The organism is Actinacidiphila yanglinensis (assembly GCF_900107965.1).
GTDB classification, from domain to species: Bacteria; Actinomycetota; Actinomycetes; order Streptomycetales; family Streptomycetaceae; genus Actinacidiphila; species Actinacidiphila yanglinensis.
In genome coordinates this window covers 50,571-63,347 of sequence record NZ_FNVU01000015.1, presented here as the reverse complement: position 1 = coordinate 63,347, position 12,777 = coordinate 50,571, and the positions used below count along the sequence as shown (strand labels likewise).

Genomic DNA, 12,777 nt, shown 5'->3' with positions numbered 1-12,777 from the left:
CCCGCCCCGCCGTGGCGGCTTCGACAACCTGGATCAAAGACCTCGTTCAGCTCTCGATGCCATGATGCCGGGCATGACACAGCACAGTCGTGAGGACCAGGAACGGGCTCTGGAGAACGCCCTCCGCCTGCTGGAGCGCACGATCCGCTTCGTGCGGACATCGCAAGACCGGTCGGCCGAGCGAGCTGCATACGCAGCCGACCTTGTTCGCCTCGCCAAGGGCACAGCTTCAATCGCCATGCGCCTCGACGAGACGGCCTGACACCAGGCGTGAGGCCCGATGATCCAGATCAAAGACCGCACTCGGATCATCCGTTGATCACGCATCGGTACACCTGGCCAACCGTCCAATCTCACATCAGGTGCGGCGCGCTGCGGATGGAGGCGCGTCGGTGTCCAGGGCTTTGCGGACGCTGCGGCCGGTGTGCTCGACTGCCTGGTCCAGCAGGATGATGACTCGAAGGCTCACGAACCGCCCACTCACGATCCAGACTTGGAAGGTGGGACAAGCCAAATCCTGTCTCCCCGATATCCGTGGGCGCGGGTGTCAGGAGGGCCTAGAGCACGCGCAGGGCCTGGTCGAGGTCACGTTCGCGTCTGGCCAGCGCGTGCATGACGGCCTGATCGCCATGCCGTTCCCGGGCAGCCGCGATGAGCACGTCAACCGCGACGGCCAGGGTGGCTTCGGGCGCCGAGCAACGAACGCCCACGCTCAGTGCCAGATCATCCAGGTGGACTGCCAGTTCGACGCAGCGGGTCCGGAGGTAGCCGTCGAGCAGCATCTCCTCTCCTGGCCGGTGAAGGATGGCCACTCGCCGATCGGTCGGCTCCTTGTCCAGCCTGGCTGCCAGCCGTCGCCACGCAGCCTCCGCCTGCTCGGCAACGGCGGCGGGGCCGGCTGCTGCCGTTTCCTCGCTCCGCGCCCGCACGCCGACGTTCAGCGCGGAGCCGGGAACGGACGTGCCCACGAGCCTGGCGTAGTAGTGCACCGGAGACACCGGTTCCGTGCCGACCACTTGGCCGTCGAGGAACCACTCGACTTGCAGAACGCTGCGTGCGAGGTGGCCGGCCAGCCCGCCGACCGACATCCCTGGCAGCACTGATTCCTTCTCCCAGCGATGTGCCAACTCTTCAGTGGCCAGGAGTTGCACGGCCCGTTCAGCAGCCAGTAGGTACGCCCCGCGTATCTCCGAAGTCATGCGGGCATCTTGCCGATACGTTGGTCACAGTTGCCGGCGTGTCCATGATTTGGTCATTCTGTCCAACATGCGGACCCGCGTCCGGGGCATTCGAGAATGCTCCAGGCCGATACGGGCGTCGCTGCGATCGGCAGGCTTCCTGTTCTGTGACTGGCCACCCGGTCTCCGCGGCCCGAACTTCTCCCTTCCAACGGGCGCCCGCGACATGGAGGGGGCTTCGGCTTGTCCGTCATTGCTCGGGTCCGCCGACAGCGCGATCGAGAACCCTCGGCGCCGGAGTCACGCGCTTGGGCGAGCGGGACGGGGCGGTCGATACGGAGGCCCGGAGGCAGGGGCGGCCGCGACGTCGCTTGTCCGGCGGCTCTGTTGACGGCACGCGGACCCCTCGCGTTGCGGGTGAGAGTGCTTGATGCGCTGGTCGGCCCGGATGGTGGGGGAGTCAAGGATTTGGTCATGGGGCTTGACATGCGTGCGTCCAGTGGGGCTATCTGATGATCGACGTTCGAGTCTGTTCGGTTGGCGTCCGAGGAAGTGCGAAGATGTGACGTTTTTTGTTCGTTCGACCGGATGATCTGCTCGACGTTCCCCGCGGGAGGGCGAGTTCGACGCCCTTCCGATCCTGCCTGTCGCGCCGTCAGGGCGCTGCGATGGAGGAAGACCCTCATGAGGAGATCGATCCGCGGCATGCTGGCCGCGTTCACCGGAGCTCTGCTGCTCTCCACGGGTGTGACCGTGACAGCGGGGCAGACGGCGCATGCCGAGGCCGCAACTTCCGGTTCCGGCTCCGCCGCCGGCGCCAAACCCGTACTCGGCTGGAGCAGTTGGAGTTTCATCCGCCGCACCCCGACCGCGCAGAACATCGAGGCGCAGGCGAAGGCGCTCAAGGACAGCGGGCTGGCGAAGGACGGTTTCGTCTACGCCAACATCGACGACTTCTGGTACCACTGCCCCGGCAGCCAGGGCCCGGACGTCGACCAGTACGGCCGCTGGGTGACCGACGAGACCGCGTTCCCTCCCCAGGGGAGTGAGAACGGCATCCAGGTCGTCGCCGACTACGTGCACTCGCTCGGCCTGAAGTTCGGCCTGTACGTGACGCCCGGCATCTCCCAGCAGGCGGTCGCGCAGAACACCGCCATCAAGGGCACGTCGTACCACGCCGACGACATCGCCACGACGAGCCCGGAGAACAACTACAACTGCGGCGGGATGGTCGGTATCGACTACACCAAGCCCGGCGCTCAGCAGTTCACCGATTCCTGGGCGGACCAGTTCGCCGGCTGGGGCATCGACTACCTGAAGATCGACGGCGTCGGCACGCCCGACATCGCCGACGTCCGGGCGTGGTCGCAGGCACTGCAGCAGACCGGCCGGCCGATCCACCTGGAGCTGTCCAACAGCCTCGACATCAACAACGCGGCCGCCTGGAAGCAGCTGTCCGACGGCTGGCGTACCGGCGGCGACATCGAGTGCTACTGCGGGCCGAACGGCAGCAGTTACCCGCTCACCTCCTGGTCCTCCATCACCTCCCGCTTCGACCAGGTCGCCGCCTGGGCGCCCTACGGCGGGTCCGGCGGCTACAACGACTACGACTCCCTGGAGATCGGCAACGGCACCGACGACGGGCTGACCCCGGATGAGCGGCGTACCCAGATGAGCCTGTGGTCGCTCGCCGCGTCGCCGCTGATCCTCGGCACCGACCTGACGCATCTGGACCCGACCGACCTCGCGATGCTGAAGAACAACGACGTCCTGGGCGTCGACCAGGACGGCATCGACGCGAAGCGGATCGCGGACGGCACCGACAGCCAGGTGTTCGCCAAGACCGAGAAGAACGGCGACGCGATCGTCGGTCTGTTCAACACCAGCTCCTCGCCCCGCGAGGTGGCCACCACCGCGAAGGCCGTCGGGATCGCCGGCGCCCGCGACTACGCGCTCACGGACCTGTGGAGCCACGGCGCCACCGAGTCCGCCGGCCGGATCGCCGCGGACGTGCCGCCGCACGGCGTGGCGCTCTTCCGCGTCCACCCGACCCGCCAGGTCGTCGCCGGCGCCGACCCGTCCGTGACGCTGGGGCTGAACTGGGCGCCCGCCGCCAGTGACAGCACCACCCGCACGGTCACCGCGGTGCTCACCGACAACGGCTCCCGCCCCGTGACGGACGCCGCGCTCGCCCTGACCGGCCCGGACGGCGCGACCGTCACCACGCATTCCCCGACCCAGGCACGTGTCATCGCCGGCGGGCACGCGCTCAGCGCCACGTACACCGTCGCCCTGAAGCCGTCGGACGACCTGTTCCCGTCCAGCGCGTTCCAGGCCACGGCCTCCTACCGCCACGGATCAGGCACCACGCGGCTGGCCGTCGGGGACACGATCACCGTCAACCACGCCGTGACGGCCCCGTACAAGACCTACTCCTCCACCACGGCGGGCTTCAGCCAGTCGGGCACCCGTCTCGGCATCCAGGCCCAAGGCGCCGACCTGTACAACCCCGTCGACGAGTACGGCACGATCTACCAGCCGGGAGCCGAGCACGACGGTTCGACGACCACGGTGAAGATCGACTCCCAGGCGAACACCAGCGTCTGGGCCAAGGCCGGGATCATGGTCCGCAACGACATCACCAAGGCCGGCTCCTCGGCCGGCTACGTGGCCCTGGTCGAGACCCCGGGCAACGGCTACCTGCTCGACTGGGACAGTGACGGCGACGGGCAGCTGGACTCCCAGTCCTCCACCGGCACCGCCACCTACCCGTCGTGGCTGAAGCTCGTCCGCGACGGCAACACCTACACCGGCTACTACTCCACCGACGACTCCACCTGGAACCTCGTCGGCACCGCCACCCTGCCCACCGCCGCGGCCACCCAGGACGTCGGCCTCACCGCCACCTCCCATGCCGCGGGTACCACCGGCGAGGTCGACTTCGACGACTTCACCACCACGTCCTCGTAGCCGACGGTCGACAATCCCACCGGTGCCGTGCGGAGTGGGGAGCCCTGGGCGCCCCACCCGCACGACACCGCGCCGGCCGACCGACCTGCCGGCTCGCTGACCGGCCACCTGGGCCAACCCGATCGAGGCGCACTTCGGCCCGCTGCGGCAGTTCACCCTGGCCGGCTCCAACCACCGCGGCCATCCCGCGCAGACCCAGGCCCTGCACCGCTACCTGCGCCGGCGCAACGCCCACGCCCGTCACCCCGACGTGCTCGTCGCCCAGCGCGGGGAACACGGGGAGGGCATCCGCCGGGGCGGACGGCCCATCGACTGCGCTGCCTGATCGCTCAATTCGCCGACGCTGACGGACGATGCATCAGCCGATCGCAGCAGCGGGCTCGCCTCGCCCAGAACAAGGCCGAACCCGGTGAACCTATGCGGTCACAGCACCAGGCAGTCGGCTCAGGAGCGCGACGGCACACAGCACGGGGATCAGCGCGGCGAGCGTCCAGGTCAGGCCGGCGAACTCGGCGGCCCAGCCGATCACCGCGGGACCGAACAGGGTCCCCGCGTAGGTGAAGGTGGTGAACCGGGAGATCAGCGTCGCGGCTTCCGAGCTGTCCGGCTTCGCCTGTCCGACCGCGCTGTAGGCCAGCGGGATCAGGACCGAGGCACCCGCGCCCGCGACGGCGAACCCGCCGATGGCCGCGACCGGGTTCGGTGAAAGCAGCGCCATCGCCAGGCCGCAGGCCGCGACGAGGCCGCCGGTGCGGAAAAGGGCCAGGGCACCGTAGCGGAGGGTCAAGCGGTCGCCGATCACTCGGCCGACTGCCTGAGCGCCGGTGTAGGCGGTCACGGCCGTCGCCGCGAGACCGAGTGACGCGCCCCGGGAGTCGTGCAGGAAGATCGCGCTCCAACCGAGGGCGGCGCCTTCACAGACCATCAGCGCGGTGCCGGTCAGGCCGAGTGCCACGACCTGGCGGCTCCAGCCTCCGCGTTGGCCTCGGTGGCGCTGTGCGGGCGAGGGCTTGGGGGCGCGGTCGCGCGTGCCGGTCTCCACCAGGAGCCGTCCCAGCAGCAGGCCCCCCGCCATGAGCACGGCGGCGGCTACGGCGAGGTGCGCGGCGAACGAGACACCCGCACGCTCCAGGGCGGCCGTGGTGAGTGAGGCCACGACCGCGCTGATGCTCCAGGCGGCGTGGCAGCCGTTGAGTAGGGGACGTCCGATGCGCTGTTGGACGGTGACGGCGTGCGTGTTCATGGCCGCGTCGGTGGTGCCGTGCAGGGCGCCGAGCGCCATGACGACCACCACAAGTTCGACAACTCCGCCCACCAGGCCGACCAGTGCCAGCAGCACGGGCATGACGACGAGCGAGGTGCGCAGCACCGGCCCCTCCCCGTGCCGCGCCGTCAAAGCGCCGACGCCCTGCATGCAGGCGATGGCCGCCACGGCGAAAACCATGCCGATGAGCCCGAGTTGCCCGTCGCTGAAATGGTGCTTGCTCTTCAGCGATGCCAGCCGGACGACATACGTCGACAGCGTGAGCCCATTGAGAAAGAAGACCGCTGTGGCCGGCCACCGTCCGGAGTTCCCCGGACTGCCTGGATCCTCTGATGTGGTCGAGCCGTCCCGGACCGGGCCGGCAGCCGTTGGTGTCGTATGCGCCGCGGTCTGTTCCTCGGCAGTCATCGTGCGCTCCGTCACGTCCCCCCGTGATCCGAGGATGCCCGGACGGCGGGTGAGAAACAGATCGACCCTAGCACCGCCGCACACTGCCGAGCCGCTCCCCGGTAAGTCGTCAACGCGGCCCGCTCGATCAGGCCGATCTGACCTGTACCCCTGTACGAGAGGGGTGCCGATCGTCGAGGCCAACAGCATTGTCGCGGGCCGGAATCGCACCGAGCCGGTGCTGCCGCGGTGCACGATTTGCTGCGTCTCCTTCCCCTCCTGGTCGGTCGGTCCGCGCACTCGGACAGCCTCGGCCACCGCACCTCCAGTGGCCGGATTCGGACGTCACCGACTGACTCGTACGACGGCCGGATCTCAAGGGGTGCGACACGCGGCGTTCGACGCAACGGCGCTCCGTCGCGCGGACCCGATTCCCTTCAACTCCCGTCCTGCGGGGGTGCGCTGTGCCGGTCCGATCTCCAGGCGTGTGGCGTCCGGCGGGCTCGACCCGGAGTCGTGCGGCGCCGCGCGGGGGAGCGCGTGGTGCCCGCGGGCGGCCCCCGATCCGCAATTAGTTCAACCGTTGACTTAATTGCCGGGGGTCGCATACGGTTGCCGCGGTTCCTGGGGTGCCCGCCAGTCGAGGGTGCCCCATCCGGCCAGGTCCGTGGAGGTGGAGGTGAGGATGTCCCAACCGACTGCTGTCCGCGCGACAGCGCCCCTCATCCGGTATCCGCTCGGGCGGGCGATCCACGCATCCCCTGCCAACCCGTGCTCCACTCAAGGCACTTCGGCCGGGCCGACCATGAACTGACCGGCCTGGTCCCCCCCGTGAGGACCCGACACCACCGACCAGGTGTCGAGCGTCGCAAGGGCGGACCTCCTCGCGTGCCCCCAACGCGCCCGAACCGAACGATCTTTCCGCATCCGTGCTCGATGCGCCGGCAGGGGGCGATCAGGCACGGTCGGGAACAACCCAGCATTCACACCTGACACATGGAGGTGTCGCGTGAGCAGAGCACGGAGATTGACGGTCGCGCTGCTGTCGGCAGCAGCGCTCCTGGCGTCCGCGCCGGCGACAGCCGTCGCCGCCGGACATTCCGAGCACGGGCCGGGCACGCACGGTTCCGGCGGAGCCGCGCACACCGGCGTCTACCCCGACGCCTTCGCCCGCGCCGGCTACGCGCCCAAGGCCGTCGACGCGAAGATCGGGGCGGCCTGGCAGCAGCTCTTCCACGGCGACCCGGGTACCGCGCCGACGCACGGCGACGGGCAGACCCTCTACTACCAGCTCACCCCCGACATGGCCTACGTCGAAGACATCGGCAACCAGGACGTCCGCACCGAGGGCATGGGCTACGCGATGATGCTCGCGGTCCAGCTGGGCCACAAGCACGAGTTCGACTCCCTGTGGAATTTCGCGAAGTCCAAGATGCAGATCCAGAGCGGCCCGGAACAGTACTACTTCGCCTGGCACACCGACACCACCGGCAAGGTGATCGACAGCGGCGTGGCCCCCGACGGCGACCAGTGGATCGCCGCCGCGCTGGACTTCGCGTCGGGTCGCTGGGGCGACGGCACGGGCATCTACTCCTACGGCCACGAGTCCCAGCAGATCCTGCACGCGATGTGGCACGAGTCCGACAACGGCGGCGTGGACATGTTCGACCGGACCAGCCATCTGCCGACCTTCTCCCCGCCCTTCGCGGTCGGCTACACCGACCCGTCGTACAGCCTGCCCGGGTTCTATCGACTCTTCGCCAAGGCCGACCCGGCCGACGCGTCCCTGTGGAACAGCGCCGTCACCGCGGGCGAGGCGCTGCTCCAGAAAGCCGCGGACCCGCGAACCGGCCTGGCCCCCGACTACGCGAACTTCGACGGCACGCCCTACATGAGATCGACGGAGTCGCCGACCGACAACGCCTACGACCACAACTTCCAGGAGGACGCCTGGCGGGCGATCGCCAACGTGAACGTGGACGCCGCCTGGTTCGGCGTCAAGCCCTGGCAGACCACGTACTCCAATACGCTGGAGCGCTTCTTCCAGGGCCAGGGCGTGACGACCTACGTCAGCCGCTACCACCTGGACGGCACCCCGCTGGCGCAGGGGCAGAACACCTATGAGCCGGCCCACGCCCAGGGCCTGGTGGCGATGAACTCGACCTCGGCGATCTCCGCCACCGACCGCGGCCGGACGGACTTCGTGCGGGACCTGTGGAACACCCCGGTCCCCTCGGGCCAGGCCCGGTACTACGACGGCATGCTCTACCTGCTCGGAATGCTCTACGACAGCGGCAACTTCCGTATCTGGGCGCCGGCGGCTCCCGGGCACCACTGACGCGCGTTCAGGTCCCTGGGGTCAGGCCCGGGTATCGAGCGCGCCGACGGTGCCGCCATCCCGTTCCTGGGATGGCGGCACCCTCGGTCGCGCCCCGACGCGAAGGTGCGGTCGCTGAGCGCCTGGGCGGTTGGCGGTGGGCTCTTACATGGAGGCGGGCGGCAGCGGGCTGAGTCCGGTCGGGACGGACGACCGGCTGTGCGGAGGCTGCGTCGGTCTCAGCCGGTGTCGGACGGGTTCGCCGCCGCTGTCGTGTCCTGGGCGGGCTTGAGTCGCTGGGCGAGGACGGCGGTGACGAGGCTGAGGGCGGCGAGGGCGTAGAAGGCGATGCGGTAGCCGTCCACGACGGCCGTATTGCCGCTGCCGGTGCTGTGGCTGGTGACGGTGGTGGCGATGGTGACCAGGACGGCCAGGCCCAGGGCGGCGCCGAGTTGGCGGCACATGTTGAGCAGCCCGGAGGCCACGCCGGCGTTGCGCGGGGCGATGCCGCTGGTCGATGCCACGATCGCGGGCATCATGGTCAGGCTGGTGCCCGCAGCGACGACCACGGTGGGCAGCAGCACGTGCGCGACGTAGTCGGAGTGGACGGGAATCCGCCCCAACCAGGCCAGTCCCGCGGCGGCGATGGCCCCGCCGATCCCCACCAGGCGGCGGGCTCCGACGCGGGGGATCAGCTTCTGGGACAGGAGCACTCCGATGCTGATGACCGCGACCATGGGCAGCAGGGACAGTCCGGTGCGCACGGCGCTCTGGCCCAGAACCTGCTGCAGGTACAGCGAGAGGAAGAACAGCGGCGCGGTGAGGACGGCTCCCATGCACAGCGTGAGGATGTTCCCCATGCGCACGTTGGCGAGGGAGAGGATCCCCGGTGGGACCAGCGGGTCGCTGCTGCGGCGCTCGATGGCCACGAACGCCGCGAGCAGGAGCAAGCCGGCCGCCAGGGAGACGATCACGCGGGGCGTTCCCCAGCCCGCGTCCGGGGCGGCCGAGACGCCGTGGACGAGGGCTCCGGCCGACAGCGTCACGGTGATCGCGCCGGGGAGATCGATGTGCGAGCGTCGCCGGCCGGTCGCGGTCGGCGCGAGGAACATCAGGCCGGCGATCAACAGGCCGGCGCCGATGGGCACGTTGACCAGCATCACCCATCGCCAGCTCAGCTGGGCCAGCAGGCCGCCGACCACGATGCCGGCGGCCCCCGCGCTGGAGGCGGCAACGCCCCACCAGGTCATGGCGCGGGTGCGCCGGTCGGGCTCGGTGTGGCTGGCGGTGATCAGGCTCAGGCTGGACGGTGCCAGCGCCGCCGCTCCTGCGCCCTGCACCACCCGGGCCGCCAGCAGCATCCATCCGTCCTGGGCCAGCCCGCCGGCCAGGGAGGCGAGCGAGAAGACGACCAGTCCGATGTGGAAGGTGCGACGGCGCCCGAAAAGGTCACTGGCGCGGGCGGCGAACAGCAGAAGACCGCCGAAGGCCACCAGGTAACCGTTGACCACCCACTGCTGAGCAGAGGCGGACAGGCCCAGGCCCGTCTTCATGGACGGCAGGGCCACGTTCACGATGGAGGAGTCCAGCACCACCATGAACTGCGCCACGCACGCCACAGCCGCGACGGCCGCGAGCGGGACGCGGGGCTTGGCCACCCCGTGCGAAGGATCCGGCGGCGCGGATGTCCTGGTGTCCGGGCAGGTGCGTGATCGATTGGGCATGGACGCTGCTCCTCGGAGATTCCGGATAGGCTGTCCGTCAACCGTACGGCGATGCCGGATAGGCTGTCCACTTGTTGGGGGGCTGTGCCGGAGAAGCTGGTGCACCCGGGCGCGAAGAGCAGGCGTGGAGGAGTTCATGGAGGCAGGCAGGACGGCGTTCCCGAAGAGGCGTGCGGCCGCGGAACGCAACCGCGACAAGATCCTGGACGCGGCTCGGGAGGCGTTCGCCGACCCTGCCCCTGACATCTCCATGGCGGAGATCGCCCGCCGCGCGGGGGTAGGTATGGCCACGCTGTACCGCAATTTCCCCGGTCGGCAGGAACTCCTGGAAGCGCTCTACGCCGACGAGGTCGACCAGATCTGCGACGCCGCCACGATCGAGCCGGGCCAAAGCCCTGCGGCGGCCCTCACTGCCTGGCTGCGTCTGCAGATCGCGTTCATCCCGCACAAACGGCTGATCATTTCCGAGCTGCTGGAGTACACCGACCGGGAGGGCATCACCAGCCACCGGGCTCGGGCCATCGAGGCGGGTCGTCCCCTGCTGACCGCAGCCCAGGAGTCAGGACAGATCCGCGATGACCTGACGCTGGAGCAGGTCTTCGACCTGATCGTCGCCATCGCCAAGGTCAACGAATCGCCCGACTACCTGCGGCCCCTGTTCGAGACCGCCCTCGACGGCCTGCACCGAACGACAGCATGACGAGGCCATCCGGCGAAGGCTCTCCCGAGGCTGCGGCTCGACGGGGTCCGTGTGACGCGGACGCCGTTGAACGGGCTGCCGACGCCGAGGAGTTCGCGGCCCGGTACGCGGCCTTCGGTCACTGGATGCTCACCACGGCTCCCACCGTCTGAAGCGGGTCCGGCAGGGACGGCGCACGACCCGCAGCGCCGGTGCCCGCGACGGTGACCAACACCCACAAAGTGGGCAACAGGGTCGCGCAGCGGTCCGTCTTGACAGGTTGGGGCCGAGTCGCCATGCTCTCAAGAGAAAGAACGTTCGGTCTCGATGAGTCCGGCGGCGCGGCGTACTGGGCTTCCTGCGGAGCAAACCGACCGTGGCACCTGCTGACTCACGCCTGTCCCCTTCGCGCAGTCCTGAAAGGATCACGGTGACCACCGCTGACTCATCTGCCGCCGTCACATTCGCACCAGCTCTGGACGCCTCGGCCCACCCGATGGCCGAATGCTCCGCAGGGGACACCTGAGGGCGGATCGGGCGCTCATTCATACGTACATCGGGTGACGACCGGTGTTCCTGATGGACGTCCCGAGCATCCGGGACACACCGTCTTCAATGCCGCAGCAGACCCCGAGTGCAGGATCGGCTGCCACGGCCGACCTGCCACCCGCCAGTCCAGTCCCGGCGATGGGCGTTTCCCGTCGACGCGCGATACGCCCACGACCAATCCCCAACCGCGAGACGAGATCGATCGCATGGACCACGACAAACTCACCAGTGCCATTTCCGCCGCCTGGTCGGCGGACGTGCTGCCCAGCCTGTCCGCACTGATCGGGATACCGGCGGTGTCCCCGGCTTACGACGCCGCCTGGCAGGAACACGGCCATCTCCTTGCCTCCGTCCACCACTTCCGCGACTGGCTGGCGACACGCTCGCTTCCCGGCATGCGCTGCGAGGTCGTGGAACTGCCGGGCCGTTCGCCGGTTCTGCTCGTTGACACGTCGGCGAGCGCGGAGGCCAGCGCGGGCGGCACGGTCCTTCTCTACGGGCACCTCGACAGGCAGCCGCCCGTCAGCAACTGGTCGGAAGGGCTGGGGCCCTGGCAGCCGGTGCTGCGCGACGGGCGCCTCTACGGCCGCGGGTCCGTCGACGACGGCTACTCCGGCTATGCCGCAATCACGGCTCTGGAGGCCGTCCGCGCCGCCGGTGGCGCGCACACGCGGACCGTGCTGCTCCTGGAGACGGGCGAAGAGTCCGGCAGCCCCGACCTCCCGGCCTATCTGGATCACCTTGCCGAGCGGCTCCACGACGTGTCGCTGGTGATCTCCCTGGACGCCGGCGGCGGCGACTACGAGCGCATGTGGCTGACATCGAGCCTGCGTGGGGTCGTGCAGGCGACGGTCACCGTGCGCGTGATGGACAGCGGAATGCACTCGGGCCTGGCGAGTGGGATCGTGCCGAGTTCGTTCCGCATCATGCGCCAGCTGCTGGACCGCGTCGAGGACCCGGTGAGCGGAGAGGTGCTCGTGCCGGCGATGCGGGTGGCGATCCCGCAGGAACGACTGGCGGACGCCGAGGCTCTCGCGGCTTTCGAACCGGGAGTGCTGCCCCGGCGGTACCCGCTCGTGGAGGGGATGCGGCACGTCTCGGACGACGACGTCGAACTGATCCTCAACAGCACCTGGCGCCCCACGCTTTCGGTCATAGGCGCGGCGGGCTTTCCGGAGCCCGAGGTGGCCGGCGCCGTGCTGCGGGCGTGGACCTCCCTGAGGCTGAGCTTCCGCCTGCCACCCACGGCCGACGCCGAGGCCGCACGAGCCGCACTGGTGGAGATCCTCACCACCGACGTGCCCTACGGCGCGCAGGTCGAGGTCCACGACTTCGTGACGGTCAGGGGCTGGCACGCCCCGATACCGTCTGCGTGGCTCGACGCTGCGCTGGAGCAGGCAGGTGAGCGGGTGTTCGGTGCGTCGCCCCGGAGTATGGGTCTGGGCGGCGGAATCCCGTTCATGGAAATGCTGGGCAAGCGCTACCCGCAGGCCCAATTCGTGGTCACGGGTGCGGTGGGTGCTGACTCGAACATGCATGTACCCGACGAGTGGCTCAACATCAGGTTCGCGGAGCAGATCACCACCTCGGTCGCGTATCTGCTCGATGCGCACGCACGCCGACCCCGCGGTGTGTCAATTTAACGGCTCTGTCCCGTAGTCGGTGGTGGCGGTGGGCGACACGTCTCGTTGAACTCGTACGCGAGATGT

At 69.4% G+C, this 12,777-nt stretch carries 8 protein-coding genes and 1 pseudogene; 6 read left to right on the top strand and 3 right to left on the bottom strand.

All coding sequences use genetic code 11. The features are described from left to right. Window positions 1–73: 73 nt before the first annotated feature. The gene (locus tag C4U44_RS28345) at window positions 74–262 is read left to right on the top strand and encodes a hypothetical protein (protein WP_146088357.1); all 189 of its coding nucleotides are present in this window, start codon (window positions 74–76) and stop codon (window positions 260–262) included. Between the two features lie 295 nt (window positions 263–557). Here the strand turns inward: C4U44_RS28345 and C4U44_RS28340 are convergent, their stop codons facing one another. Further along, window positions 558–1,199 (bottom strand): maleylpyruvate isomerase N-terminal domain-containing protein, encoded by a 642-nt coding sequence (locus C4U44_RS28340; RefSeq protein WP_103888900.1) that lies wholly within the window; start codon window positions 1,197–1,199, stop codon window positions 558–560. 663 nt (window positions 1,200–1,862) lie between these two features. On the opposite strand from C4U44_RS28340, the gene C4U44_RS28335 reads away from it, so the two are divergent. Both C4U44_RS28335 and C4U44_RS42750 read left to right on the top strand, forming a co-directional pair. Continuing rightward, window positions 1,863–4,148 carry an NEW3 domain-containing protein gene (locus C4U44_RS28335; RefSeq protein ID WP_235032408.1) on the top strand — a complete coding sequence of 762 codons (2,286 nt, stop codon included), beginning with the start codon at window positions 1,863–1,865 and terminating at the stop codon, window positions 4,146–4,148. 103 nt (window positions 4,149–4,251) lie between these two features. Next, window positions 4,252–4,473 (top strand): annotated as a pseudogene (locus tag C4U44_RS42750) (IS630 family transposase); the annotation flags it as partial. A gap of 90 nt (window positions 4,474–4,563) precedes the next feature. On the opposite strand, the gene C4U44_RS28325 reads toward C4U44_RS42750, so the two are convergent. After that, the gene (locus C4U44_RS28325; RefSeq protein ID WP_146088356.1) at window positions 4,564–5,835 is read right to left on the bottom strand and encodes an MFS transporter; all 1,272 of its coding nucleotides are present in this window, start codon (window positions 5,833–5,835) and stop codon (window positions 4,564–4,566) included. A gap of 973 nt (window positions 5,836–6,808) precedes the next feature. Here C4U44_RS28325 and C4U44_RS28320 point away from each other — a divergent pair. Continuing rightward, on the top strand, window positions 6,809–8,137 hold the full coding sequence (locus tag C4U44_RS28320) for a glycosyl hydrolase family 8 (RefSeq protein WP_146088355.1): 1,329 nt from the start codon (window positions 6,809–6,811) through the stop codon (window positions 8,135–8,137). A 218-nt stretch (window positions 8,138–8,355) separates the two neighbouring features. On the opposite strand, the gene C4U44_RS28315 is transcribed toward C4U44_RS28320, so the two are convergent. Next, a complete protein-coding gene (locus tag C4U44_RS28315) occupies window positions 8,356–9,840 on the bottom strand; it encodes an MFS transporter (RefSeq protein ID WP_160145124.1) in 1,485 nt (494 codons plus the stop codon). Window positions 9,841–9,964: 124 nt separating this feature from the next. On the opposite strand from C4U44_RS28315, the gene C4U44_RS28310 reads away from it, so the two are divergent. After that, window positions 9,965–10,540, top strand: coding sequence for a TetR/AcrR family transcriptional regulator (locus C4U44_RS28310; protein WP_235032407.1), 576 nt, complete (start codon window positions 9,965–9,967; stop codon window positions 10,538–10,540). A 734-nt stretch (window positions 10,541–11,274) separates the two neighbouring features. Further along, window positions 11,275–12,711: a M20/M25/M40 family metallo-hydrolase gene (locus C4U44_RS28305; protein WP_103888895.1), complete on the top strand. Its 1,437-nt coding sequence runs from the start codon at window positions 11,275–11,277 to the stop codon at window positions 12,709–12,711. The last annotated feature ends 66 nt before the right edge of the window (window positions 12,712–12,777 follow it).

Bases quoted from the DNA above. Each gene is read 5' to 3' on its own strand.
- C4U44_RS28345 (WP_146088357.1), top strand. From the start codon at position 74: ATGACACAGCACAGTCGTGAGGACCAGGAACGGGCTCTGGAGAACGCC.
- C4U44_RS28340 (WP_103888900.1), bottom strand. From the start codon at position 1,199: ATGACTTCGGAGATACGCGGGGCGTACCTACTGGCTGCTGAACGGGCC.
- C4U44_RS28335 (WP_235032408.1), top strand. From the start codon at position 1,863: ATGAGGAGATCGATCCGCGGCATGCTGGCCGCGTTCACCGGAGCTCTG.
- C4U44_RS28315 (WP_160145124.1), bottom strand. From the start codon at position 9,840: ATGCCCAATCGATCACGCACCTGCCCGGACACCAGGACATCCGCGCCG.
- C4U44_RS28305 (WP_103888895.1), top strand. From the start codon at position 11,275: ATGGACCACGACAAACTCACCAGTGCCATTTCCGCCGCCTGGTCGGCG.